General features: G+C 67.6%; 21 protein-coding genes, 1 tRNA gene and 2 riboswitches. Of the genes, 11 read left to right on the top strand and 11 right to left on the bottom strand.

Annotated features, from left to right (window positions below; genetic code table 11):
* The first annotated feature begins 7 nt into the window (after positions 1-7).
* Positions 8-676 (top strand): response regulator, encoded by a 669-nt coding sequence (locus tag AC1RQK_RS23505; RefSeq protein ID WP_441635701.1) that lies wholly within the window; start codon positions 8-10, stop codon positions 674-676.
* A complete protein-coding gene (locus AC1RQK_RS23500) occupies positions 673-2,049 on the top strand; it encodes a sensor histidine kinase N-terminal domain-containing protein (protein ID WP_492373511.1) in 1,377 nt (458 codons plus the stop codon). Before AC1RQK_RS23505 ends, AC1RQK_RS23500 begins: the two co-directional genes overlap by 4 nt.
* Before the next feature lie 9 nt (positions 2,050-2,058).
* On the opposite strand, the gene arfB is transcribed toward AC1RQK_RS23500, so the two are convergent.
* From arfB to AC1RQK_RS23470, 6 genes are all read right to left on the bottom strand, one after another.
* Entirely contained in the window at positions 2,059-2,463 is a 405-nt protein-coding gene (arfB, locus tag AC1RQK_RS23495) for an alternative ribosome rescue aminoacyl-tRNA hydrolase ArfB (RefSeq protein WP_150992873.1), read from the bottom strand.
* A 76-nt stretch (positions 2,464-2,539) separates the two neighbouring features.
* Positions 2,540-2,947 carry a lytic transglycosylase domain-containing protein gene (locus AC1RQK_RS23490; RefSeq protein ID WP_492811553.1) on the bottom strand — a complete coding sequence of 136 codons (408 nt, stop codon included), beginning with the start codon at positions 2,945-2,947 and terminating at the stop codon, positions 2,540-2,542.
* A 91-nt stretch (positions 2,948-3,038) separates the two neighbouring features.
* Complete coding sequence (locus AC1RQK_RS23485) at positions 3,039-3,446, bottom strand: hypothetical protein (RefSeq protein ID WP_492373512.1); 408 nt, start codon at positions 3,444-3,446, stop codon at positions 3,039-3,041.
* Between the two features lie 46 nt (positions 3,447-3,492).
* Positions 3,493-3,858, bottom strand: coding sequence for a hypothetical protein (locus AC1RQK_RS23480; RefSeq protein WP_492373537.1), 366 nt, complete (start codon positions 3,856-3,858; stop codon positions 3,493-3,495).
* A gap of 429 nt (positions 3,859-4,287) precedes the next feature.
* Positions 4,288-5,196: a DMT family transporter gene (locus AC1RQK_RS23475; protein WP_492811443.1), complete on the bottom strand. Its 909-nt coding sequence runs from the start codon at positions 5,194-5,196 to the stop codon at positions 4,288-4,290.
* Between the two features lie 76 nt (positions 5,197-5,272).
* The gene (locus tag AC1RQK_RS23470; RefSeq protein WP_492811441.1) at positions 5,273-6,094 is read right to left on the bottom strand and encodes an AraC family transcriptional regulator; all 822 of its coding nucleotides are present in this window, start codon (positions 6,092-6,094) and stop codon (positions 5,273-5,275) included.
* Between the two features lie 78 nt (positions 6,095-6,172).
* Here AC1RQK_RS23470 and AC1RQK_RS23465 point away from each other — a divergent pair, with 78 nt between their 5' ends.
* Positions 6,173-6,631, top strand: a complete 459-nt coding sequence (locus AC1RQK_RS23465) for a GNAT family N-acetyltransferase (protein ID WP_492373515.1) — start codon at positions 6,173-6,175, stop codon at positions 6,629-6,631.
* A gap of 142 nt (positions 6,632-6,773) precedes the next feature.
* On the opposite strand, the gene AC1RQK_RS23460 is transcribed toward AC1RQK_RS23465, so the two are convergent.
* Positions 6,774-6,849 (bottom strand) — tRNA-Arg (locus tag AC1RQK_RS23460).
* A 388-nt stretch (positions 6,850-7,237) separates the two neighbouring features.
* Here AC1RQK_RS23460 and AC1RQK_RS23455 point away from each other — a divergent pair.
* Positions 7,238-8,125: a c-type cytochrome gene (locus AC1RQK_RS23455; protein WP_492811439.1), complete on the top strand. Its 888-nt coding sequence runs from the start codon at positions 7,238-7,240 to the stop codon at positions 8,123-8,125.
* Positions 8,126-8,189: 64 nt separating this feature from the next.
* Here AC1RQK_RS23455 and hemN read toward each other — a convergent pair whose 3' ends face one another.
* A complete protein-coding gene (hemN, locus tag AC1RQK_RS23450; protein ID WP_492373517.1) occupies positions 8,190-9,791 on the bottom strand; it encodes an oxygen-independent coproporphyrinogen III oxidase in 1,602 nt (533 codons plus the stop codon).
* 207 nt (positions 9,792-9,998) lie between these two features.
* Here hemN and AC1RQK_RS23445 point away from each other — a divergent pair, with 207 nt between their 5' ends.
* Positions 9,999-11,141, top strand: a complete 1,143-nt coding sequence (locus AC1RQK_RS23445; protein WP_492811437.1) for an ABC transporter substrate-binding protein — start codon at positions 9,999-10,001, stop codon at positions 11,139-11,141.
* Positions 11,142-11,172: 31 nt separating this feature from the next.
* On the opposite strand, the gene AC1RQK_RS23440 is transcribed toward AC1RQK_RS23445, so the two are convergent.
* A complete protein-coding gene (locus AC1RQK_RS23440; RefSeq protein WP_492811435.1) occupies positions 11,173-12,354 on the bottom strand; it encodes an ATP-binding protein in 1,182 nt (393 codons plus the stop codon).
* Complete coding sequence (locus AC1RQK_RS23435; RefSeq protein WP_492811433.1) at positions 12,326-13,057, bottom strand: response regulator; 732 nt, start codon at positions 13,055-13,057, stop codon at positions 12,326-12,328. Before AC1RQK_RS23435 ends, AC1RQK_RS23440 begins: the two co-directional genes overlap by 29 nt.
* A 429-nt stretch (positions 13,058-13,486) precedes the next feature.
* On the opposite strand from AC1RQK_RS23435, the gene AC1RQK_RS23430 reads away from it, so the two are divergent.
* Both AC1RQK_RS23430 and AC1RQK_RS23425 read left to right on the top strand, forming a co-directional pair.
* On the top strand, positions 13,487-14,119 hold the full coding sequence (locus tag AC1RQK_RS23430; protein ID WP_492373521.1) for a hypothetical protein: 633 nt from the start codon (positions 13,487-13,489) through the stop codon (positions 14,117-14,119).
* A complete protein-coding gene (locus tag AC1RQK_RS23425; RefSeq protein ID WP_492373522.1) occupies positions 14,109-14,894 on the top strand; it encodes a dioxygenase family protein in 786 nt (261 codons plus the stop codon). Before AC1RQK_RS23430 ends, AC1RQK_RS23425 begins: the two co-directional genes overlap by 11 nt.
* Before the next feature lie 264 nt (positions 14,895-15,158).
* Here AC1RQK_RS23425 and AC1RQK_RS23420 read toward each other — a convergent pair whose 3' ends face one another.
* Positions 15,159-17,270, bottom strand: coding sequence for a UvrD-helicase domain-containing protein (locus AC1RQK_RS23420; protein WP_492373523.1), 2,112 nt, complete (start codon positions 17,268-17,270; stop codon positions 15,159-15,161).
* A 234-nt stretch (positions 17,271-17,504) separates the two neighbouring features.
* Positions 17,505-17,592: riboswitch (glycine riboswitch) on the top strand.
* Between the two features lie 21 nt (positions 17,593-17,613).
* Positions 17,614-17,765, top strand: a riboswitch (glycine riboswitch).
* A gap of 98 nt (positions 17,766-17,863) precedes the next feature.
* On the opposite strand from AC1RQK_RS23420, the gene gcvT reads away from it, so the two are divergent.
* The 4 genes from gcvT (at position 17,864) to AC1RQK_RS23400 (ending at position 23,163) form a co-directional block, all read left to right on the top strand.
* Entirely contained in the window at positions 17,864-19,003 is a 1,140-nt protein-coding gene (gcvT, locus tag AC1RQK_RS23415) for a glycine cleavage system aminomethyltransferase GcvT (RefSeq protein ID WP_492373524.1), read from the top strand.
* 100 nt (positions 19,004-19,103) lie between these two features.
* Positions 19,104-19,484 (top strand): glycine cleavage system protein GcvH, encoded by a 381-nt coding sequence (gcvH, locus tag AC1RQK_RS23410; RefSeq protein WP_150987481.1) that lies wholly within the window; start codon positions 19,104-19,106, stop codon positions 19,482-19,484.
* Positions 19,485-19,585: 101 nt separating this feature from the next.
* Positions 19,586-22,507, top strand: a complete 2,922-nt coding sequence (gene gcvP / locus AC1RQK_RS23405; RefSeq protein ID WP_492373525.1) for an aminomethyl-transferring glycine dehydrogenase — start codon at positions 19,586-19,588, stop codon at positions 22,505-22,507.
* Between the two features lie 113 nt (positions 22,508-22,620).
* Positions 22,621-23,163 carry a DUF421 domain-containing protein gene (locus tag AC1RQK_RS23400; protein WP_492373526.1) on the top strand — a complete coding sequence of 181 codons (543 nt, stop codon included), beginning with the start codon at positions 22,621-22,623 and terminating at the stop codon, positions 23,161-23,163.
* Positions 23,164-23,167: the final 4 nt, after the last annotated feature.

Here is a 23,167-nt window from a genome sequence, read left to right as displayed (position 1 = left end):
GCGGTTCATGAAGGTATTGCTGATCGAAGACAACGCTTCGCTCATCCACTGGCTAGCGAGGCTGCTGAAGGAAGAGCGCTTCATGGTCGATACCGCGCTGGACGGCGAGTACGCCGATCAGTTGCTGCAGACGCAGAGCTACGACGTGGTGCTGCTAGACCTGCAGATCCCGCGCCTGGCCGGCAAGAGCGTATTGCGCCGGCTGCGCGCGCGCCGCAACAACGTGCCGGTATTGGTGGTGACGGCAAGCGCGTCGATCGACGAAAAAGTGGAGTGCCTGGGCCTGGGCGCCGACGACTACCTCGTCAAGCCTTTCGAAGTGCGGGAACTGGTCGCGCGCATCAAAGCCCTGGCGCGGCGGCAGACCGGGGAGAAGCAAGCCGAACTGGCTTGCGGCGACCTCACCTACAACACCGACACGCGGCAGTTCTATGTCGCGGGCGAGCTGCTTTCGCTGCGCCTGAAAGAGCACACCGCACTGGAAATCCTGATGATGCGGCTCGGCAAGACCGTGTCCAAGGCGAGCCTCATGTCGGGCGTGTATTCGCTCGACGAGGAGGCTAGCGAGGACGCCATCGAGATTTATATCCATCGCATCCGCAAGAAGCTCGAGGGCTGCCAGGCCACCATCATGACGCTGCGCGGCCTGGGCTACCTGCTGCAGCAAAAGCAATGATCCACAGCCTGCGCGTACGTTTGCTGCTATGGCTGCTGGTGCCGCTGGCGGGCTTTGTGGGCATCAGCAGCTATGCCGCCTACCTGAGTGCGGCCGATACCGCAAACCGCGTGCAAGACCGCGCGCTGCAAGCTTCGGCCGACGTCATCGCGGGCCACATCGCGTGGGCGGACGGACGCATCACGGTGCAGGTGCCACCGTCGGCGCTGTCCCTGTTCGACTCGCCCTATGGCGACCACGTTTTCTACAACGTGGTCGACGATCGCGGCCGGATCCTGGCCGGCAATCCGCGCTTTGAGCAGCCACCGATGGCGGGTGCCGCCAGCCCGGTGTTCTACTCTTCCCGTTTCCAGTCGCAGCCAGTGCGGGTAGTGCAAGCCACCCGCACGATGTTCGACTCCGGCGAGGCCCGCAAGGTCACCGTCACCGTGGGGCAGACACTGATCGGCAACCACGAGCTGGTTCGCAGCCTGCGCATGCCGGCGCTGCTGCGCGAAGTGGTGATGCTGGTGCTGGCCGTGGGGCTGGTGATGATCGGGCTCACGGTGGAGCTGAGCCCGCTGCTGCGCGTGAAAGACGAAGTGGCGGGACGCGACCCGATGGATCTGGTACCGGTGAGCGCAATCGACCTGCCGCAGGAGTTGCGGCCCATTGTCGAGGCGATCAACCAATGCATCCAGCGCCTGAACGAATATGTGCGCCAGCAAAAGCGCTTTATTGCCGATGCCGCGCACCAGATCCGCACGCCGCTCGCGGTGCTGGGAGCGCAGCTGGAGTTTGCCGCGCGGGTGGACGATGAAGCCAGGCTGCGCGAGATCCTCGGCTCGATGGAGACCAGCACACAGGCCATGACCAACCTGGCCAACAAGCTGTTGCTGCTGTCGCAGGCGGAAGCCGCGCGCAGTGCCGGTGCCGCGCAGCAAGGCGCGGACCTGGTGCCGCTGGTGACCAACGTGCTGGAAGACATGGTGGTGCTGGCGCAGCGCAAGGGCATAGACCTGGGCGCCGAGCTGGCGGTCGACAGTGCACGGGTGAGCGTCAACGAGTGGATGATGGCAGCCGTGGTATCGAACCTGGTCGACAACGCGATCCGCTACACGCCGGCGCAAGGCCAGGTCACCGTGGCCCTGACCCTCGAGGCGAACAGTGCCGTCCTCGCGGTGAGCGACAACGGTCCTGGCATTCCCGCGGAAGCGCGGCCCAAGATATTCGATCGTTTCTACCGCAACGCGCTGCCGAACCAGGAAGGCAGTGGCCTGGGGCTTGCCATCGTCAAGGAGATCGTGCTGACGGCGCAAGGCCAGGTAAGCCTGAGCCCGGGCATCGGCGGGCGCGGCGTCACGCTGACGGTGCGCCTGCCTCTGGCCGCCTGAGCGTCGCGCCTAGTCCACCACCTTGCCGCGTTGCGCCTTGACCTGGCTGCGCTGGCTCTTGCCCTCGAGGCGCCGCATCTTCGAGCCGAAGGTGGGCCGCGTGGGGCGGCGCGTGCGCGGCGGCGTAGCCACGCTGCGCACCAGGTCGTGCAGGCGCTGCACCGCCTCTTCCCGATTCATCTCCAGGCTGCGGTGTTGCTGCGCCTTGATCACGACCACGCCGTCGCGCGTGATGCGGTGGTCATGCAGTTGCAGCAGCCGCGCCTTGTGCCCTTCCTCCAGCGACGAGGCGCGGACATCGAAGCGCAGGTGCACCGCGTTGGACACCTTGTTGATGTTTTGCCCGCCCGCGCCTTGCGCGCGGATCGCGGTGATCTCGTATTCGGTGTGGAGGATGGTGATGTCGGGCTGCATGGCACGCATGATAGCAAGGGCCGATGCGGCCCGCTCCCATGCGCTACCCATGCACTACCCATGCACTACCCATGCGCTAGCGGGCCGACGGCAGCTCGCCCCAGGCCACCAGGATTCGCTGGATGCTGCGCGCGTAAGCGTCGCGCTGCCCCGGCGATTCGGAGTGGTAGGCGCCAATGGCGCGCCAGGTGTTGCCATGCCTCACCATCTTTTGCTTTAGCAGCCAGGCAGCGACATAGACGTTGACGCACGAGTCGGTCAGCGCGCGGCTCGGCACGCCGTGGCGTGCCAGATCGTTGAAATGCACCGAGTTGATCTGCAACTGCCCAACGTCGATCGACCCGTTCGCATTGCGGTTCACCGCGGCGGGATCGCCCTTCGACTCGAACCACGCGATGGCACGCAGCACCGAGGGATTGACGCCCTGGTAGGTGCCCGCTTGCTCGAAGCAATCCTGCGCGCGGGCCGCACCATGGAGCATCATCAGCAGCAACAGCGAAACCGCCGGCAAGCTGCCGGCGAGCGTGCCGGCATGCCCGCGGTGCGGGCGCAGGCGGGCTGCCTTCGTATGGGTGTTAACGGACACGATTGATGCCCTCGCTTGCCAGACGTTGGCGATGATCTTCAGCCGACCCGGGCGGGGACGACTGCTGCAGGGCCAGGTCGAGCTGACGTCCGATGGTGTCCAGGTACGCACGCGAGGTGTCCGAAACCACCAGCCGCACCACCGGCGCGAGGCTCTTGCGTTCCGGCGCGGGCAGCGCTTTGATCCGGGCCCTGGCGGTGTGTCCCACGCGCGGCGCGCTGAGCTCGTCACTGCCGCTCGCGGGCGGCAACATGGCCAGGGTTGGCAGCGGTGGATAAACCTTGTCCGCCGCCGGTGCGGCTGCCGGCAAGGCAGGACGGACATCGGCGCCAGGCTCGGTGGCAAGGGCCGGCATGGCCAGCGCCAGGCTGACGGCAAACAGGATGAGGCGGTGCATCGGCTGCAGCTCCTTGTTGCGGTGTTATTGCAGTGTTGTCGCGGTGCTACTGCGATTGCGCCGTCTTGATCGTCACGCTGTACGGCTGGCTCGTGCCGGCCGTCAGGTTCTCGAGGTGGACGGCAGTGGTGCGCTGTGCCGGTACGCCTTTCCAGATCGCCTGGTTGAGGTAGGGCAAGTCCTGGCCGAGCGCGGTGACGACAATGGTCGCCGGCTGCTTCTGCCGGGCCGCCAGCGCACCGGCCTTGGTAAGCACGGCCGCGAGTTGCGCATCGCGCGCGCCAAGCGCATCGGGCGGGATCACGAAGCTCACAATCGTGCTCTGCGGCGCCGGCGCGTCCGCCGTCGCAGTGGCAGGCAGTTGGGCACAACCCGCCAGCGCGAGCAAGGCTGCCGAGCCGGCCAGCGGCATCGCCAGGCGCTTTGCCCACGCGCCCTGCAGCCGAGAGTGAGCGACGGCCCGGCGCGACCGTTCGCGGGGCACTTTGTCTGCGATATGGCACATGGAATGGCTTCCCTAGGCGTTTAATGCGGGCCATTTACGCATTGGGCCGATCGGGCGAAAAGGCGCAATTAAGGGGAGAAATTGCTTCTGTTTGCGGATTGACAGTGCCTCGCGCCGGGCAGCCGGAGCGCGCGCAGGTGCGGCTACGCGCCGGTCATGGCACTTTCCGGGAAGGCACGTGCTCGACAAGCCGCGCGGCGCAAGACCGGAATGCTCCACGCGCCATACCGCGAGCGCCGCCGGAAATCGCCGGCGGCGGTTCCGCCGCTGCCCAAATCCTGCCGAGGCGCGCGCAGCTGTATCAACGGCACAACGCGCGCAGCGCAATGATTGCGCTCAAGGACCCTGCACCGCGTCCTGGCTTGCCGGCCGCACCAGTAGCAGGCTTGCCACAGCCAGGAGCACGCAACCGACCCCGGCCACCTGGGCCACGCTGACCCGCTCGCCCAGCAACACCGCCGCCAGCACAACCGCCGACACTGGCGCAAGCGCGGTAAACAGCGCTGCCTCGCTGCCGCTCGTGCGCGCCGAACCTGCGTACCACAGCAGGAATCCGCCGACCGTTGGCACGATTGCGTAGTAGATCACCGCAGCCACCGCCTGCGTGGAAAACGCCAAAGTCCACGGCGCCTCGAACACAGCAAACAGCGCGGATGCGACCAGCCCGATGCCGCACATGACCGCTGATAGCGCGAGTGGCGCAATCGCCTGGTCCAGCCGCCGGTTGAGCAGGATGAACAGCCCCTCGCACACTACGGCTCCCAGGACGAGCGCGTTACCGAGCAGGGAATGCCCGCTGCCAGCGCCGGAAGGAAAGGCAACCATGACAATCCCAGCCGTGGCCAGCCCGATCGCGAGCATGAGGAAACGATGGGGCCGCTCGCCAAGCAGCAGGATCGCAATCACCGCCGATACCACGGGCAGCGTACCAATGATGACGCCAGCATCCGCGGCCGAGGTCAGCCGCAGACCGGAGATCAGCAGCGTCGTATAGCCCACGCTGCCCGCCGCCGCCTGCACCACCAGCGTGATCCGGTCACGGCCGCGCGGCCTTGGCCACGACGCCCCGGTCAGCCGCAACGCGCCCAGCAAGCAAGGCAAGGCGATCGCGAACCGCAGCGCGGTGGCCGTGAACGGCGGCAGGCCGGACGCAATGACTTTGCTTGCAATCACGGTGCTGCCAACCAGCACCATCGCAAGGGTCAGATAGCAATACCCCAGATAGCTTCCCCGCTTGCCCGGCATGCGCAGCCCCCGCCATGGAAAAGCAGCAGGCTAGCCGGGCCGGCGCATCGGGTCTTGAATGAAATTGCAGCTCAGCTCAGCTCACCACGGCTGCATAGGCGCGCGGCGACACGCCGTACTGGCGCACGAACATCCGCGTCATGTGGCTCTGGTCGGCAAAGCCGCTGGCGGCGGCCGCATCGGCCAGGGCCTTGCCCTGCGCAATCAGCGCGCGAGCCAGATGGATGCGTCGCTGCAAGAGGTACGCGTGCGGCGTCAGCCCGGTTGCCTTGGAGAACGCACGCAGCAGCTGGAACCGGCTCAGCCCGGCAACCTCGGCGAGTTCGGCCAGCGAGACGGCTGCGGCCGGATCATCGTCGATCAGGCTGCGCGCCCGAGCGATCGCCTCCGCCTGTGCCCCCGCCTGCGCGCCGGCGCTGCGCGCAAGGCCGGGCTCCGCTACCCGTGCCAGCAGGGCGAGCAGCATCGCTTCGCACTGCAGATCCGAGCCAGCGCCGCCGCCGGCCGTAACGAGCAGATAGAGCTGCTGGAAGCTGGCCGCCACCGCGGCATCGCTGACGACCGGGCTAGGGAATTCGCACTGCCTCGTCCTGCCTTCGCTCAGGTCCAGGCTGGCCCGCGCGATGCATGCAGGATTGAAGTAAAGCATCCGCCACGAGCGCCCGGCGTCGCCGATGGGCATGCCATCGTGCACCTCGCCCGGGTTGACCATGATCATGTCGCCCGGGCCCGCCTCGACCATGCCGCGCCCGCTGTGCGACCTGTGCGCGCCCTGCCAGATCACGCCAATGCCAAATTGCTCGTGGGTATGCCGCGCAAAGGTGTGGCGCGTGCTCGCCTCGACGGCCTCCACGCCAGGCATCTCGCAGCGAAGGATCCTGAACTGTCCTGAGCGCATTCCGTGCTCCCCATTCCGTTCTCTCTTTTGCGCGACGATATACTCACCCTTCAGCGTTGCGCTACCCCCGGTTCTGACATGGAACACATCCTCTTCCGGTCTGCAGTCTTGGCCGATCTTCCCGCCATCGTGGCATTGCTGGCGGACGATGCGCTTGGCAGCCAGCGAGAGATCGTCAGCACGCCCGTGGACGAAAGGTACGTTATCGCCTTCCACGCCATCGCTGCGGACCCGAATCAGCGTCTCGTGGTAGCCGTGGATGGCGACACGGTAATCGGCACGCTGCAACTGTCGTTCATACCCGGCATCGCCCGCGCAGGTGCATGGCGGGGGCAGATCGAAGCGGTCCGCATCGCGGCGCCGTTTCGCAGCGCAGGGTTCGGCCAGAAGATGTTCGAATGGGCGATCGCGGAATGCAGGTCCCGCGGATGCGCCATCGTGCAACTCACCACCGACAAGGGCCGTGCGGATGCGCACCGGTTCTACGAAAGGCTTGGCTTTGTTGCCAGCCACGAAGGCTACAAGCTGATCCTCTAGGCCGGCCAAAAACGGGAGGCAAGGAAATGGGGAAGCTGGGGTGATGCCACTGACAGAAGTGCCGATACTGAAGCTAGGTGCAATTTAGCTACAGTGGGCGTTCAAGGTAGTGGAGGGAAGTGCCGCAATCCCTTGTCAGGATTGGTGCGCCCGGCTGGGATCGAACCAGCAACCCCTGCCTTCGGAGGGCAGTACTCTATCCATTGAGCTACGGGCGCACAGGGTATGACGGGGTACAACGCGGGCAGCGCGCGAGTGCCGCTGCCGGAAAGTCGCATAGCATACCGTGTTTGGCGAAAGACGTCCACGCCGGGCTGAAAAGTGCAGCCAGATGACGTCTCTTGCAAGCCGCTTTTGCCTCCATACGGTAGGTCTTTGAGGCTATAATCGCGAGTTATTTGTGTAAAAACGGGGCTGCGCAACGTCCACTTCAGGTCCGGGGATGATGGTGCCGCGCCCTGCTGGCTGGCCCGTTTCGGGGCAGTTGGCACCGGATAATAGTCCGATGCGCGCAATTGGCCAGGGGGAATTGGCCACCGAGCAAGCGGCCACATAAGCAGCCGATCGCGAGCGGCCACAGGTTTCCTGCAAAATTGAGAGTTGAGTATGAGCGACGTCCATAACGCACAAGACGAACACGAGTCTCCCATCAAGACCCCCAAGCAGCTGATCGCTGTGGTGATTGCCGCCTTCCTGGTGCCAATCATCGTGATCATCCTGCTGGTCAACTTTGTCGGACACGGTGCCAAGGAAGGCGCGGGTTCTACCGCTACCGTGGAAGCTGTCAATGACCGCATCAAGCCGGTCGCCTCGCTCGAACTGAAGGACCCGAACGCACCGCGCGTCTACAAGACGGGCGAGCAGGTCTATAAGGAAGTCTGCGCTGCCTGCCACGCCACCGGTGCTGCCGGCGCGCCCAAGTACAACACTGCCGGTGACTGGGCTCCGCGTATTGGCCAGGGCTTTGCTGGCCTGCTGAATTCCGTGCTGCACGGCAAGGGCGCCATGCAAGCCCGCGCCGGCACCACCGCCGACGACTACTCCGATTACGAACTCGGCCGCGCCGTGGTCTACATGGCCGACGCCGGTGGCGCCAAGTTCCCGGAACCCGCCGCGCCCGCCGCTGCTCCGGCTACGGCTGCCGCTTCGGACGCCACGGTGGCGGCTGCAGCCGCCGCTGCTCCGGCCGCTCCCGCAGCTGCCCCCGCTGCCGCTGCCGCCGCACCGGCTGCTGCAGCTGCCGCGCCGGCTTCCGCCGAAGTAGGCAAGAAGGTCTACGAACAAGTCTGCGCCGCCTGCCACGCAGCCGGTGTTGCCGGTGCGCCGAAGTTCGGCGACAAGGCAGCCTGGGCACCGCGCCTGAAGGAAGGCATGGACGCCGTGCACGCCTTCGCCCTGAAGGGCAAGGGCGTGATGCCGCCGAAGGGCGGCTACGCCGGCCCCGACGCCGACGTGATGGCCGCAGTGGACTACATGGCCAACGCTTCGAAGTAAGCGCAAGCAGCTCTCAACAAAAAAGCCCGCGGCATGCCGCGGGCTTTTTGCTTTCCGGTGTGACTCAAACCACGCGCGAGTAGCGCTTTGGCATCGGCAAAGGCGTACCTACATCAGCGCTCCGGATGGCAGCGGGCTCGGTGCGCCGGGCATCTTCGCGCAGGAAGCCGTCGAACACCATGGCCAGGCGGCGCACCAGCAAACGCCCCAGCGGAGTCACCTCGATGCGGCCAGGCTCACAGCGCACCAGCCCGTCTTCGGCCAGCCGCGCCAGCTCCGCAAGCTCATGCGCGAAGTGCACGGCAAAATCGATGCGGTGGCGCGCTTCGACCGCCGCCATATCCAACACGCCATTGCACATCAGCGCGCCAATCACATCGCGCCGCAAGTGATCTTCGTCGCGCATGGCGAAACCGCGCATCACCGGCAGCACGCCGGCGTCGAGGCCACTGTAGTAGTCATCCAGCGTGCGGGCGTTCTGCACGTAACGGCCCGCCACTGCGCCGATTGACGAAACGCCGAAGCCGAGCTGGTCATGGCCGGCGTGGGTGGAATAGCCCTGGAAGTTGCGCTGCAGCCGGCCCTCGCGCTGGGCCACGGCGAGCGCGTCGTCCGGCAGCGCGAAGTGGTCCATGCCGATGTAGACATAGCCCGCGGCGGTCAGCTGCTCGATCGTGCCGACCAGGATGTCGAGTTTTTCGGCGGCTGCCGGCAGTGCGCTTTCATCGATGCGCCGCTGCGGCTTGAACACGTGCGGCAGGTGCGCGTAGCTGTACACCGAGAGCCGGTCCGGGCGCATCGCCAGTACCTGCTCCACGGTGGTGGCAAAACGCGCCGTGGTCTGGTGCGGCAGGCCGTAGATCAGGTCCATGCTGACCGAGCGGAAACCCAGCCGGCGCGCGGCGTCGACGACCGCCTGCGTCTCGGCCAGCGATTGCACGCGGTGGATGGCGTGCTGGACCTCGGCGTCGAAATCCTGCACGCCCAGGCTGATGCGGTTGAAGCCAAGTTCGGCCAGCAGCGCCATCTGTGCGTCGCCGATGCGGCGCGGGTCGATCTCGATCGAGTGCTCGCCCTCGGGCAGCAGGTGGAAGTGCTGGTGCAGCGCATCCATGACCCGGCGCATCTCGGCGGGATCGAGGAAGGTCGGCGTGCCGCCGCCCCAGTGCGACTGCACCACCTCGCGCCGCGTGCCAAGCTGCTGCGCCACCAGCGCCATCTCGCGCGCCAGGTAGTCCACGTAGCGGGCGCTGCGGCGGTGGTCCTTGGTGATGATCTTGTTGCAGCCGCAGTAGTAGCAGATGTTCTCGCAGAACGGCACGTGCACGTACAGCGAGAGCGGTGCGGCGGCTTTGGCCGTGTTGGCGGCGTGGGTGGCGCTAGCAGCGCAATCGGCCAGCGCCTGCTGGTAGTCCTGCGCGCCGAAGCCGCCGTGGAAGCGGTCCGCCGTCGGGTAGGAGGTGTAGCGCGGGCCGTTGATATCCATGCGGCCCGCCAACGCGCGAAAGTCCGACAAGGCATGCCGGTCCGGCGCTGCCGCGCCCCGTCCCGCCGGCTTGCCGGTGCAGGCGGCGCCGCACTTGCCGGAGCAGGTGCGGGATTGGCTCGGGACGGCAACGGGGACGGGCATTGCGTTGGGGAACTGGGCGGGGGCAGTCGCAGCCATGGGGCGGCCTTTGTCGTGGATTCGATGACCCATCGTAGGGCGCGCCGCCCGCGCCTGCGTTGACCGGGGTCAAGCCGCGGCCCATGACATGCCGCGCGCCACGGCCGGAACATGGCCGGCGTCATGCCAGCGTCACCTGGGCCGTATAGGCTGCGCGGCGCTCTCCCCAATCATGCAATTGCTCTGCACCTGGCCTCGCGGATTCCCATGCACGCTTCTTCCCTGATCGCCAACCCCGCACGACCGCCGCGCCGCCGGGTCCTGGCCGCACTTGGCAGCGCCATGCTGGCGCCTGCCTCCTTGCTGGCGCAGGCGCCGCCGCGCCGCCCGCTGGTGATCGGCCACCTGGTGGACCGGGGCGGCGCCCAGGCCGACCTGGCGCGCGACTACCTGGCGGGGGCCAAAGTGATGTTCGATGCGGCCAACGCCGGCGCGCGCGAGCCGCGCGTGGTGCATGTGGTGCGCGAGGTCGACGCCGATCCGCGCGCAGCCACCGCGCAGGCGCTGTCGCTGGTTGACGGGGAGCGGGCTGAATTGCTGTTCGGCCCCAGCGATGCCCTGCTGCCGGTGCTGGCCGCCTCGCCCGAGCTGGCCCGGCGCGGCGTGCAGATCGTGGCGCCGTTGTCAGGCCTGTCGCTCGCGGCGGATCACGTCTGGTACACGCGGGCCGACTACCGCAGCGAGCTGGATGCGGCCATCCGGCAGTTGCGCAGCTATGGCCTCAAGCAACTGATGCTGGCCGTGGCGCCGGATTTTGCGGCCGGCAGCCTGGCTAGCGGCACGCCGTGGCGGCGCCAGGCCGAGCAGGAGCCGGGACTGCAGGCACTCACGCTGGATGCGGGCAAGGGCAGCGACGCCGGCGCGGTGGCGCAACGCATCGCCGCCGCGCGCCCGGCCGCGGTGATCGTGGCGGGCGATACGCTGGCCTATGGCAACCTCGGCCGCGCGCTGGCGGCGCGGGGCTGGTACGGCTTCCTGGTGGGCTTGTCGGCGGTCAATTCGCTGGCGGCACGCGAGATTCTTGGCGCCGGCTACACCGGCGGCATCGTGTTGACGCAGATCGCCCCCGGGCCGCAGGACCTGACCCTGCGCGTGGTCAAGGAGCACGTGGGCCGGATGAAGCAGTTCCTGGACGAACCCGCCTCGCCGGCCACGCTGGCCGGCTATATCGGCGCGGCCTGGCTGGTGCGCACGGCGCTGGCCGCGCCGCGCGGGGCCACCCCGGCGGACCTGCGGCGCGCGCTGCAGGCCCGCGTCGACGTGGGCGATTTCGTGCTGGATTTCACACACGGCTCGCGCGGCTCGCAGTATGTGCAGCTTGCGGCAATGGGGGGCGGCACGGCACGGTGAGCGGTAGCGCTGGCACCGGGCCGCCCGCGGCTCAGGCGCGCGGCAACACGATGCGCACCCGCAGGCCGCCCTCCGCCCGGTTGGCCAGGCTGAGCTCGCCGCCGTGGCGCGCAACGATATCCGCGGCAATCGACAGGCCCATGCCGACCCCGCCGGTGGCACGGTTGCGCGAGGATTCGAGCCGGTAGAACGGCTCCAGCACGCGCGCCATTTCCTCCGGCGGAATGCCGGGGCCGCTGTCGCACACATCGATCACCACCCGCTCGGGGCTGTCCGCCAGTTCAATGCACGCGCTGCCGCCGTAGCGGTGCGCGTTCTCGACCAGGTTGACCACGGCCCGGCGCAGTTCAGGCGGATAGGCCAGCAGCGGCTCGGCGTCGCCAGACAAGGTGACGTCCTGGCCGACTTCCGTGGCATCGTCCACCACGGCCTGCAGCAAGGCATGCACGTCCACCCGCTGGCGCGGCGCGGCGGCGCCGTCGCGCTCGCGCAGGTAATACAGGGTGGCATCGATCAGACCATTCATCTCCGCCAGGTCCTGGCGCAGGCGATAGCGGACCTGGTTGTCGTCGACGCCTTCGATGCGCAGGCTCATGCGGGTGAGCGGGGTGCGCAGGTCGTGGGACACGGCAGCCAGGAAGCGCGATTGCTGTGCCAGCTGGGTGCGGATGCGCTGCTGCATGTGGTTGAAGGCCTGGGCTGCGGCGCGAGCCTCGGCCGGGCCGCTGTCTTCGTCCAGCGGCGGGGCATGCACGTCCTGGGCCAGCCGGCCGGCGCTGCTGGCCAGGCGCTGGACCGGCCTGGCCAGCAATCGCGCGCCCACCCAGGACGCGGCCACAATGGCGGCGAGCTGGAACAGCTGGCCCAGGCGCGGCGGCCCAAGACCGTGCGTGCGGCGCGGGCGGCGTGGCGGCACTGGGGCCCCGGCTCCGCCTTGGCCGTTGTCCGCGCGCGCCTCGGCATCCGGCGGCGGCGGGAACTCGCCCCGCCGCCCCTCTTCACCCGGGGGCGGGGGTGGCGGCATCTCGTCGCTGGGAACGAAGTTGAACCCGGTATGCCCCGGGCGCGGGAACACGCTCTCGATGACCGTGACGCCGAGCAGGTGCACGGCCAGCATGATCGCGGCCATCACCAGGAACAGCCGGATGAACATGGAGTCGTGGCGGGCCACCCAGCCCGCGCGCTCAGGCTTCGACGGCACCGGTAAAGACATAGCCCTCGCCTCGGACGGTACGGATCAGCGTCGGGTCGCGCGGATCGTCGCGCAGCTTCTGGCGCAGGCGCGAAACCAGCAGGTCGATGCTGCGATCGAAGACGTCGAGATCGCGGCCGCGCGCCTGGTTGATCAGCAGCTCGCGATCCAGCACGCGGTTCGGATGCTCGATGAACGCCAGCAGCAGCCGGAATTCCGCATTGGACAACGGCACCACGGTTTCCTCGCCATCGACCAGCTGGCGCAGCGTGGTGTTCAGGCGCCAGCTGCCGAAGCGCAGTTCATGGCCGCCCGCCGCCGGCGGGCGCTTCACGCCGCCGCCCCGGGCACGGCGCAGCACGGTGTGGATGCGCGCCACCAGCTCGCGCATCTCGAAGGGCTTGGTGACATAGTCGTCGGCGCCGACCTCCAGCCCGACCACGCGGTCGGCCAGCTCGGTGCGCGCGGTGAGCATGATCACCGGCAGGTCGCCGCGCTCGCGGATCTCGCGGCACAGCGTCAGGCCGTTTTCGCCACGCAAAGAGAGGTCGAGCACCACCAGGTCGTAGTCGCGCGTGGCCATGGCGGCGCGCATGGCGGCGCCGCCCTCGGCGCCATCCGCTTCGATGCCAAAGGTGGATAGGTACTCGGCCAGCATGGCGCGGATCTGCGGATCGTCGTCGACGATCAGCAAATGAAGGGGCGAGGCGGGAGAATGGTCCATCGGGTTTCGTCGTGCTTTGCAGCGGTTCGCCGCGTCGTTCGCGGCAGGTTTGTGCGCCGGCATGCCGGTATTGCAGCGGATTTGGGCGGATTGAGGCGGCCCGGCAAGCCGCCGCCGCCAGGGATTCACTCTACCAGCCCGGCGCGGCGGCCTGATAGGCAGGGTGTGGCCGCTTTGTACCGGGCTTGATACAAAGCGGCGCGCCCGGCGGCCCGCTTTGTACGGCATTGCTTCCGCGCGCTGACCAAGCGCTCAAGCAACGGCGGGCGGGCCTTTCTAATATGGCATGTCGTTATCCCGCCGCTTTTGTGCCTGCCAGTTCCTGACCGGCAGGCCACGGCAGCCCGGCGCCCCCGCTATGCTTGAAGCCATCGGCATCACGTCGGCAATCCCGGGCCTCTCCCCGCATGACCTCCATGGAGAATCCTTGTGACCCAGCCCCAAGCCTTGCTGCCCCGCATCCGCGCCTTGTTGTCCCTTGCCGTGCTGTGCGGCGCCTGCGCCTTGACGCTGCCGGCGCACGCGCTGCAAACCAGCCCGCAGGCAGTTGCCGGCCACGGCCGGCCGGTGGCACCCGCATCGCTGCGCGAAGCGCTGGTGCTCACGCCTGCCCAGGCCATCCTATGGCAAGCCGCCCTGGACGCGGCGCGGGAAGCGCATGCGCACGCGCTGGAACTGCAGGCTCGCTTTGTCCGCGAAGGCGGCGGCCCCGGCCAGCCGCAGGGTCCCGAGTCGTCGCTGCGCGCCCGCGCGGAGCGGGAAGACCGCCTGCACGATGCGCTCGACAAGGATCGCCGCGCCGCGCGCGATCGCTGGATCGCATTTGAAGAAAGCCTGGATGCCGGCCAGCGTAAGCGCCTGCGCGACATGCCGGAGGGCCGCTTGGCGGGTTCGCCGCGGGGCGCATTCGGCCCCGGCCCCCACCCTTTCCCCGGCGCCATGGCAGGCCCCATGCCCGGCCGTGGACCTGCACCCATGCCCTGCGCCTTCGGCGCGAATGGCCCATTCGGCGTACCCGGCGCTGCGGGGCTTCACCAACAAGGAGCGCCAGATGCCCAGTAAGCCCCTCGACCACGCAGGCCCGATAGCCGCTAACGGCGGCCGCCGCCGTTTCCTCGGCGGTGTACTGGGAGGATCACTCGGTGCCGGGTTGATCGGGCTGGCGGGCGACGCCGCCGCGCAACCTGCCGCCTGCCTGCTCACGCCGACCCTGACCGAGGGCCCGTTCTATATCGACCAGGCGCTGGTGCGCACCGATATCCGCGATGGCCGGCCGGGCCAGTTGCTGCGGCTCAGGCTACTCGTGGTGGACACCGGCCGCGGCTGCACGCCCGTGGCCGGCGCGCTGGCCAGCATCTGGCATTGCGATGCCGGCGGCAGCTACAGCGGCTACGACCAGGGCAGCATGCCGCCGCCGCCAGCGGAAGGCTCCGGCCCGGGGCAAGGACCGGGCCAGGGCCCGGACGGCGGCGGCATGCACGCCGTGCCGGCCAGTCCCGCCCGCTTCCTGCGCGGCGTGCAGCCCACCGGCGCCGATGGCGCCGCGCAGTTCCTGACGATCTACCCGGGCTGGTACGCGCCGCGCGCGGTGCATATCCACTTGAAGATCCATCTCGGCAAGACCGAGGTACTGACCAGCCAGCTGTTCTTCGACGATGCGCTCAGCCGCGAGGTGCATCTCCAGCATGCCGCGTATCGCGCGCGGGGCGCTTCGCCCGTGCAAAACGCACAGGACGGCATTGCCGGCACGCGCCCCAACCTGCTGCGGGTACGCCGCCTGCGGGACGCGGCCGGCACGCTGGAAGGCGAATTCACCCTGGGCATCGCGCGCGCCTGACGGCCACGGGATCTGGCGGATTCCCTAAAAAAAAACGCCCCCGGACCCAAGTGCGGAGGCGCTGAACAGGGAAGAAGTCGGGCGTGCTGCCCGGCCACGCCACTCCGAAGGGACGGAACGGCGCGGCGCCTGGTCCATACGTCGGGCCAGGCACCGGCGATGTTAGACAGACATCGGGCGAGGGTCATGTCCCGCTTGTAGGCTAATGTATCGACTTTGTACGATTGGCACCGGGATGGGGCACGAAACGCCTGCCGGCGCCGGTCACGCGGAGGTCTTGCCTGGCGTACCGGGCGTTCCGAGCAAGGCCTTGAGCCCGGCCAAGCGGTCCTTGGGGCTCATGGCGGGCGTTTCGTCCTTGATCGCGGGGGCCTCTTCGAGCTTCATCTCGCCGATAAAGCGCGACGGCTCGCAAGAGTAGGTATCGCGGGCGCGCTTGCGCTTCTTGCACCAGCTCAGGTGCAGGCTGCGCTGCGCACGCGTGATGCCTACATACATCAGGCGGCGCTCTTCCTCGATCTTCTCATCGCTCATGTCTTCGTCTTCGCGGCAGTGGGGCAGGATGCCCTCTTCCACCCCGACCAGGAACACGTGCGGGTACTCCAGCCCCTTGGAGGCGTGCAGCGTCGACAGGCGCACCGCGTCGGGATCTTCCTCGCGGCCTTCGAGCATGCTCATCAGCGCCACCGTCTGGGTCAGCTCCAGCAGGTTCTTGCCCTCGTCGCCAAAGCCATCGGCGGTGTCGAAGCCGGTAGCCTCCTCGCCCTCGCCCTCGCCCGTGGCCTCGGGCTTGGTGCCTTTGCGCTTGAGCCAGTCGAGGAATTCCAGCGTGTTGGTCCAGCGCGACTGGGCCTGGCGCTCGTCGAAGGTGTCGTACAGGTAGGCCTCGTAGTGGATGCCTTCCATCATGTCGTCGAGCACCTGGGTGGCGGGATCGCTGGCCGCGCGCCCGGCAAGGCGCACCATGGCCTCGCAGAACACCCGCAGCGGCTCCAGCTGGCGCGGCTGGAGCTTGCCTTCGATGCCGCCCATCATGGCCGCTTCGAACAACGACACCTTGGCCTGGCCAGCGAAGGTGCCAAGCACTTCCAGCGTGGTGTTGCCCACGCCGCGCTTGGGCGTGGTGATGGCGCGGATGAAGGCGGGATCGTCGTCCGGGTTGGCGATCAGGCGCAGGTAGGCGCAGATGTCCTTGATCTCGGCCTTGTCAAAGAAGCTCTGCCCGCCCGAGAGCACATAAGGAATGCGCTCGCGGCGCAGGATCTGCTCGAACAGCCGCGCCTGGTGGTTGCCGCGATACAGGATGGCGTAGTCGCGGAACTGCGCGCGGCGCTCGAACTTGTGGGCCGACAGGCGGAATACGACCGACTCCGCCTCGTGCTCCTCATCGTTCATCGGGTTGACGGCAATGGGGTCGCCCATGCCGTGCTCGCTCCACAGCTTCTTGTCGAACAGCTTGGGATTGTTGGAGATGACCGCGTTGGCGGCCTCCAGGATGCGCACGGTGGAGCGGTAGTTCTGCTCCAGCTTGACCACCTTCAGGTCGGGGAAATCGGTCTGCAGCAGCTTGAGGTTGTCCAGCGTGGCGCCGCGCCAGCCGTAGATGGCCTGGTCGTCGTCGCCCACCGCGGTAAAGGCCGGCGCGCGCAGGTGCGAGCCGCCAGCGAGCTGCTTGAGCAGCTGGTACTGGCAGGCGTTGGTGTCCTGGTACTCGTCCACCAGGAAGTAGCGCAGCCGGTTCTGCCAGCGCAGGCGCACCTCTTCGTTGCGCGCGAACAGCTCGGCCGGCAGGCGGATCAGGTCGTCGAAGTCCACCGCCTGGTAGGCATGCAGCGTGGCCACGTAGTTGCGGTAGATCAGCGCCGCCTGGTGATCGTCGGGGTTGTCGGCCTGGGCGATGGCGGTCTCGGGATCGACCATGCCGTTCTTCCACAGCGAGATGGTGCTCTGCACGCTGCGGATCAGCTTCTTGTCGGTGGAGGCGAGCTGCTCCTGCACCATGCCAAAGCAATCGTCCGAGTCCATGATGGAAAAGCGCGGCTTCAGGCCCACGTGCTCGGCCTCGGCGCGCAGGATCTGCACGCCCAGCGAGTGGAAGGTGCTCACCGTGATCTGCTTGATGGGGATGCGCTTGCCCTCGCGCGTGGTCTTGCCTTCCATCAGCTTGGCGATCCGCTCCTGCATCTCCTTGGCGGCCTTGTTGGTGAAGGTCACCGCGGCGATGTGCTTGGGCTGGAAGCCCTTGTCCTCGATCAGGTGCGCGATTTTCTGCGTGATCACCCGGGTCTTGCCCGAGCCGGCGCCGGCGAGCACCAGGCAGGGGCCGTCGAGGTAGCGAACGGCTTCGGATTGGGCAGGGTTGAGTCCGTGGGTCATGCGAGGGCTGGTGGTGGTGCTGGGTGGCGGGATGGCCGGCAAGGCGGGCGCGGGCTTTTACGCATGGCAAAGGCAGCACATGCATTGGCGCGGCCAAGGCCGCGGGTGAAGCCTGCGGCACAGCAAAAGCCATCGGAGCCGCAGATGTTAACACGCCGGCCAGCCGGCCCGCGGCTGCGCCCGGGCTGGCGCGCGAGCGCGTTGACAAGCCCCCGAGGCTGGCTGTAGAGTCGCGCCATCCGACCGGGAGAGCGCGCAGATCTTGCGCCGCCGAAGGGGTATCACCCGAAAACTCTCAGGCACCATGGACTGGTTGGATCGGCTTGCAACATGCACACGATGCACGCCGTACTCTGGAGAGCGGCACCCGCCACTGATCGATTCCGTCGACAGCCTTGGTGAGCGTGCCCACCGAAGGGGCGCGCAAGGTTTGGGTTTCCAGCAATTGGGATCCCGCCTTGTAATCTCTCAGGTATCGAGGACAGAGGGGTCATCCGCCGCAGCGGATCTGGCAGCGCTATGGCGCGCCGAATCCTGCGGCGGATGGCCCTTTTTCGTTTTCGAACCGAGATTTGCCTTCCCCCGAGGATTCCATGACGCTCCAGGCCACGCCCCTCAACGCTATCCACCGCGCCCTCGGCGCCCGCATGGTCGACTTCGGCGGCTGGGACATGCCGGTCAACTACGGCTCCCAGATCGAGGAACACCATGCTGTGCGCAGCGATGCCGGCATGTTCGACGTCTCCCACATGTGCGTGGTCGACCTCAAGGGCGCCAATGTGCGCCCCTTCCTGCGCGGCCTGCTGGCCAACAACGTCGACAAGCTGCAAACGCCGGGCAAGGCGCTGTACTCCTGCATGCTGGATGAGAAGGGTGGCGTCATCGACGACCTGATCGTCTATTTCTTCGCCGAGGACTACTTCCGCCTGGTGGTCAACGCCGGCACCGCGAACCATGACATCGAGTGGATTTCCGCACGCAATGCCGCCACCAATAGCGGCGTGAAAATCACGCCGCGCCGCGGCGACAATGCGCCCGGCGGCGTGGCCCCGCTGGCCATCGTTGCCGTGCAAGGTCCCAACGCCCGCGCCAAGGTGTGGAGCGCTTTCCCCGCGACCCAGCCCAGCGAAGCCCTGAAGCCGTTCAACGCCGTCGTGGTGCAGGACCCCGCCCTTGGCGAAGTCATGGTGGCACGCACCGGCTATACCGGCGAAGACGGGTTCGAGCTGGTGGTGCCAGCCGAGAACGTGGCCGGCCTGTGGGAAAAGCTGATCGCCGAGGGCGTGCGCCCGGCTGGCCTGGGCGCACGCGACACGCTGCGCCTGGAGGCCGGCATGAACCTGTACGGCCAGGACATGGATATCCACACCTCGCCGCTCAACGCCGGCCTGGCCTGGACCGTGGACCTGCAAAGCGAACGCGACTTCACCGGCAAGGCGGCCCTGGTCGCCGGCGGCAAGACCCAGCAGTTCGTCGGGCTGATCCTGCGCCCGGCCAACGGAAAAGCGGGCGGCGTGCTGCGCGCCCACCAGAAGGTCATCACCCCTGCTGGCGAAGGTGAAATCACCAGTGGCACCTTCAGCCCATCGCTGTCCCAATCCATCGCTTTTGCCCGCGTGCCGCTCGACGTTGCGCTCGGCGCCGAGGTGCAGGTCGAGATCCGCGACCGCAAACTCGCCGCGACTGTGGTTAAACTGCCGTTTGTGCGCAATGGCAAGGCACTCGTGAGCTGAACGCTCGCACCGGTCACAGCGCGCCCGCCGGCGGTTACCCCGTCGAACATCGACACCCCCCGGCGGGCGCTGAATAACAAATTGAATCTGGAGCAATCCCATGAATTTCCCCGCCGACCTGAAATACACCGAGTCCCATGAGTGGGTGCGCGTCGAAGCCGACGGCACGCTGACCATCGGCATCACCGACCACGCGCAGGACGCGCTGGGCGACATCGTCTTCCTGGAACTGCCGGAAGTGGGCAAGTCGGTCGGCGCCGGCGACGCGCTGGCCGTGGTGGAATCGGTCAAGGCCGCATCCGACATCTACGCTCCGGTGGCAGGCGAAGTGATCGCCATCAACGACGCCGCCGCCGCCTCTCCGGAAAGCGTCAATGCCGACGCCTTCGACGCCTGGCTGTTCAAGCTCAAGCCGGCCAACAGCGACGACGTGAACGGCCTGATGTCGGCCGACGCCTATAAGGCCAACGTCGGCGCCTGATGCCAGATCGTCATTCCCGCGCCACGGGAATGACGGATAAAGACTGCCGCGACGCGGACCGGGCCGACCACCCGCCGCACCGCTCTCACGAGATTCTTGCCATGAACGCCCCCCTGCCCATGACTGCCGCCCAAGTTGCCCGGCCCACGCTGGCCGAACTGGAGGCGCGCGACGCCTTCGCCTCCCGCCATATCGGCCCCGACGCCGCCGAACAACAGCACATGCTCAAGGTGCTGGGCTATGACAACCGCGCCGCGCTGATTGACGCCGTCATCCCCGCCGCCATCCGCCGCCGCGACGGCATGCCGCTGGGCGAGTTCACCGCGCCGCTGACCGAAGAAGCCGCGCTGGCCAAGCTGCGTGGGCTGGCCAGCAAGAACCGCGTGCTCAAGAGCTTTATCGGCCAGGGCTACTACAACACGCTGACCCCGGGCGTGGTGCTGCGCAATATCTTCGAGAACCCGGCCTGGTACACCGCCTACACGCCCTACCAGCCCGAGATCTCCCAGGGCCGCCTGGAAGCCATGCTGAACTTCCAGCAGATGGTGACCGACCTGACCGGCCTGGACATCGCCAATGCGTCGATGCTGGATGAAGGCACGGCGGCTGCCGAAGCCATGACGCTGCTGCAGCGCGTCAACAAACACGCCTCCACCACCTTCTATGTCGCGGATGACGTGCTGCCGCAAACGCTGGAAGTGGTACGCACCCGCGCGCTGCCGCTGGGCATCGAAGTCAAGGTCGGCCCCGCTGCCGAAGCGGCCGGTGCCCATGCCTTCGGCGTGCTGCTGCAGTACCCCGGCGTGAACGGCGATGTGGCCGACTACCGCGCCATCGCCGACGCGGTGCACGCCGCTGGTGGCCTGGTGGTGGCTGCCGCCGACCTGCTGGCACTGACCCTGATCGCCGCGCCCGGCGAGTGGGGCGCCGACGTGGCAGTGGGCAACTCGCAACGCTTTGGCGTGCCGCTCGGCTTCGGCGGCCCGCACGCCGGTTACATGGCGGTCAAGGATGCCTTCAAGCGCTCCATGCCCGGCCGCCTGGTGGGCGTGACCATCGACGCGCAAGGCAACAAGGCATACCGCCTGGCCCTGCAAACGCGCGAGCAGCATATCCGCCGCGAGAAAGCGACGTCGAACATCTGCACGGCACAGGTGTTGCTGGCTGTGATGGCCTCGATGTACGCCGTGTACCACGGCCCGCAAGGCCTCAAGCGCATCGCCCAGCGCGTGCACCGCCTGACGGCCACGCTGGCCGGCGGCCTGGAACAACTGGGCTACGCGCGCACCAACGCCACCTTCTTCGATACGCTGACGCTGGAAACCGGCTTCAACACCGAAGCCCTCCACGCCTCGGCCACCGCGCGCGGCATCAACCTGCGCCACGCCGGCGCCACCCGCATCGGCATCTCGCTGGACGAGACCACCTCGCGCGAGGACGTCGTCGCCCTGCTGGAAATCTTCGCCCACGGCAAGCCGGTGCCCAGCTTCGATGCACTCGAAGCCGCCGCGCAAGACGCGTTCCCGGCCGGCCTGGCGCGCCAGAGCGCCTACCTGACGCACCCGGTGTTCAACACGCACCACGCCGAGCACGAAATGCTGCGCTACCTGCGCATGCTGGCCGACAAGGACCTGGCGCTGGACCGCACCATGATCCCGCTGGGCTCGTGCACCATGAAGCTCAACGCCACCAGCGAAATGATCCCGGTGACGTGGCCCGAATTCAGCAAGATCCACCCGTTCGCGCCGCTGGACCAGACGGTCGGCTACCGCGAGATGATCGACCAGCTCGAAGCCATGCTGTGCGCCGCCACCGGCTACGCCGCGGTGAGCCTGCAGCCCAATGCCGGCTCGCAAGGCGAATACGCCGGCCTGCTGATCATCCATGCGTACCACGCCAGCCGTGGCGAAAGCCACCGCGACATCTGCCTGATCCCCTCCTCCGCGCACGGCACCAACCCGGCGTCGGCACAGATGGCCGGCATGAAGGTGGTGGTGGTGGCCTGTGACGAGAACGGCAACGTCGACCTGGAAGACCTGGCGAAGAAGGCCGAGCAGCACAGCAAGAACCTCGCCGCCATCATGATCACCTACCCGTCCACGCACGGCGTATTCGAGCAGGGCGTGCAGCAGATCTGCGACATCGTGCACAAGCATGGTGGCCAGGTCTACGTGGACGGCGCCAACATGAACGCCATGGTCGGCACCGCCGCGCCGGGCCAGTTCGGTGGCGACGTGTCCCACCTGAACCTGCACAAGACCTTCTGCATCCCCCACGGCGGTGGCGGCCCGGGCGTTGGCCCGGTGGCGGTCGGCGCGCATCTGGCTGACTTCCTGCCCAACCAGGACAGCGTGGGCTATCGCCGCGACGACCATGGCATCGGCGGCGTGTCCGCCGCGCCGTTCGGCTCGGCCAGCATCCTGCCGATCTCGTGGATGTACATCGCCATGATGGGCTCGGCCGGCCTGACCGCCGCCACCGAGAACGCCATCCTGGCCGCCAACTACGTGGCGCGCCGCCTGTCGCCGCACTTCCCCGTGCTCTACACCGGCCAGCACGGCCTGGTGGCGCACGAGTGCATCCTGGACGTGCGCGCGCTGCAAAAGACCACCGGCATCTCCAACGAGGACGTGGCCAAGCGCCTGATGGACTACGGCTTCCACGCCCCCACCATGAGCTTCCCGGTACCGGGCACGCTGATGATCGAGCCGACCGAGAGCGAGGCCCTGCACGAGCTGGACCGCTTTATCGACGCGATGATCGCCATCCGCGCCGAGATCGCCCGCGTGGAAGACGGCACCTTCGACCGCGAGGACAACCCGCTGAAGAATGCGCCGCACACCGCCGCGGTGATCACCGCCGACGTGTGGGAACACAAGTACACGCGCCAGGAAGCCGCCTACCCGGTGGCCGCGCTGCGCACGCAGAAGTACTGGCCGCCCGTTGGCCGTGCGGACAACGTGTACGGCGACCGCAACCTGTTCTGCGCCTGCGTGCCGATGAGCGAGTACGCACAAGAGTAAGCTGGCATGAGGCCGGGGCCACCGCGCGTTGCGGCGGCCCCGGCGCATCGCCCTCGCGCTATGCTCTGTGTGGATGCGCGGCCACCCGGCCGTGCCCGGAATACGGAGCACGCATGTGGAATCTCAGCGCCCCATGGTGGGAATTCGTCCTGCGCGGACTGATCGTCTACGGCAGCCTGCTGGTGCTGCTGCGGCTGTCCGGCAAGCGCCAGATCGGGCAGCTCACCTCGCTCGACCTGGTGCTGCTGCTGGTGCTGTCCAACGCCGTGCAGAACTCCATGAACGCCGGGGACAACTCCGTCACGGCCGGGTTGATCCTGGCGGTGACGCTGGTCGGCGCCAACCTTGTACTGGCCTGGCTGAGCTGGCGCAGCCGGCGCTTCGAGAACGTCGTCGAGGGGCGCCCGCAGGTATTGATCCACGACGGCATGGTCTTCGGTGACGTGATGAAGCGCGCTTTCGTGACCCGCGACGACCTGCGCAAGGCACTGCGCCATGCGGGGTGCGAGCGCGTTGCCGATGTGCATTTCGCGATCCTCGAGAACGACGGCACCATCAGCGTGCTGGTAAAGAAAGACGCGCCACCCGCGCCGCCCAATGCGGCGGGTTCGCTGTGGCGCGCCCCCATCAATCAGGACACGGACGCGCCGGTCTGATCCC

This window comes from Cupriavidus sp. GW822-FHT02D05, assembly GCF_058802485.1.
This window is presented reverse-complemented; position numbering and strand designations above follow the sequence as displayed.

Excerpts from the sequence above, each read along its gene's own strand:
- AC1RQK_RS23425 (WP_492373522.1), top strand. The coding sequence starts at position 14,109 with ATGCCCAGTAAGCCCCTCGACCACGCAGGCCCGATAGCCGCTAACGGC.
- AC1RQK_RS23455 (WP_492811439.1), top strand. The coding sequence starts at position 7,238 with ATGAGCGACGTCCATAACGCACAAGACGAACACGAGTCTCCCATCAAG.
- AC1RQK_RS23500 (WP_492373511.1), top strand. The coding sequence starts at position 673 with ATGATCCACAGCCTGCGCGTACGTTTGCTGCTATGGCTGCTGGTGCCG.
- AC1RQK_RS23440 (WP_492811435.1), bottom strand. The coding sequence starts at position 12,354 with ATGTCTTTACCGGTGCCGTCGAAGCCTGAGCGCGCGGGCTGGGTGGCC.
- AC1RQK_RS23485 (WP_492373512.1), bottom strand. The coding sequence starts at position 3,446 with ATGCACCGCCTCATCCTGTTTGCCGTCAGCCTGGCGCTGGCCATGCCG.
- AC1RQK_RS23505 (WP_441635701.1), top strand. The coding sequence starts at position 8 with ATGAAGGTATTGCTGATCGAAGACAACGCTTCGCTCATCCACTGGCTA.
- AC1RQK_RS23480 (WP_492373537.1), bottom strand. The coding sequence starts at position 3,858 with ATGCCGCTGGCCGGCTCGGCAGCCTTGCTCGCGCTGGCGGGTTGTGCC.
- AC1RQK_RS23435 (WP_492811433.1), bottom strand. The coding sequence starts at position 13,057 with ATGGACCATTCTCCCGCCTCGCCCCTTCATTTGCTGATCGTCGACGAC.
- AC1RQK_RS23420 (WP_492373523.1), bottom strand. The coding sequence starts at position 17,270 with ATGACCCACGGACTCAACCCTGCCCAATCCGAAGCCGTTCGCTACCTC.
- gcvH (WP_150987481.1), top strand. The coding sequence starts at position 19,104 with ATGAATTTCCCCGCCGACCTGAAATACACCGAGTCCCATGAGTGGGTG.
- AC1RQK_RS23445 (WP_492811437.1), top strand. The coding sequence starts at position 9,999 with ATGCACGCTTCTTCCCTGATCGCCAACCCCGCACGACCGCCGCGCCGC.
- AC1RQK_RS23490 (WP_492811553.1), bottom strand. The coding sequence starts at position 2,947 with ATGATGCTCCATGGTGCGGCCCGCGCGCAGGATTGCTTCGAGCAAGCG.
- AC1RQK_RS23465 (WP_492373515.1), top strand. The coding sequence starts at position 6,173 with ATGGAACACATCCTCTTCCGGTCTGCAGTCTTGGCCGATCTTCCCGCC.
- AC1RQK_RS23400 (WP_492373526.1), top strand. The coding sequence starts at position 22,621 with ATGTGGAATCTCAGCGCCCCATGGTGGGAATTCGTCCTGCGCGGACTG.
- arfB (WP_150992873.1), bottom strand. The coding sequence starts at position 2,463 with ATGCAGCCCGACATCACCATCCTCCACACCGAATACGAGATCACCGCG.
- AC1RQK_RS23475 (WP_492811443.1), bottom strand. The coding sequence starts at position 5,196 with ATGCCGGGCAAGCGGGGAAGCTATCTGGGGTATTGCTATCTGACCCTT.
- gcvP (WP_492373525.1), top strand. The coding sequence starts at position 19,586 with ATGAACGCCCCCCTGCCCATGACTGCCGCCCAAGTTGCCCGGCCCACG.
- gcvT (WP_492373524.1), top strand. The coding sequence starts at position 17,864 with ATGACGCTCCAGGCCACGCCCCTCAACGCTATCCACCGCGCCCTCGGC.
- AC1RQK_RS23470 (WP_492811441.1), bottom strand. The coding sequence starts at position 6,094 with ATGCGCTCAGGACAGTTCAGGATCCTTCGCTGCGAGATGCCTGGCGTG.
- hemN (WP_492373517.1), bottom strand. The coding sequence starts at position 9,791 with ATGGCTGCGACTGCCCCCGCCCAGTTCCCCAACGCAATGCCCGTCCCC.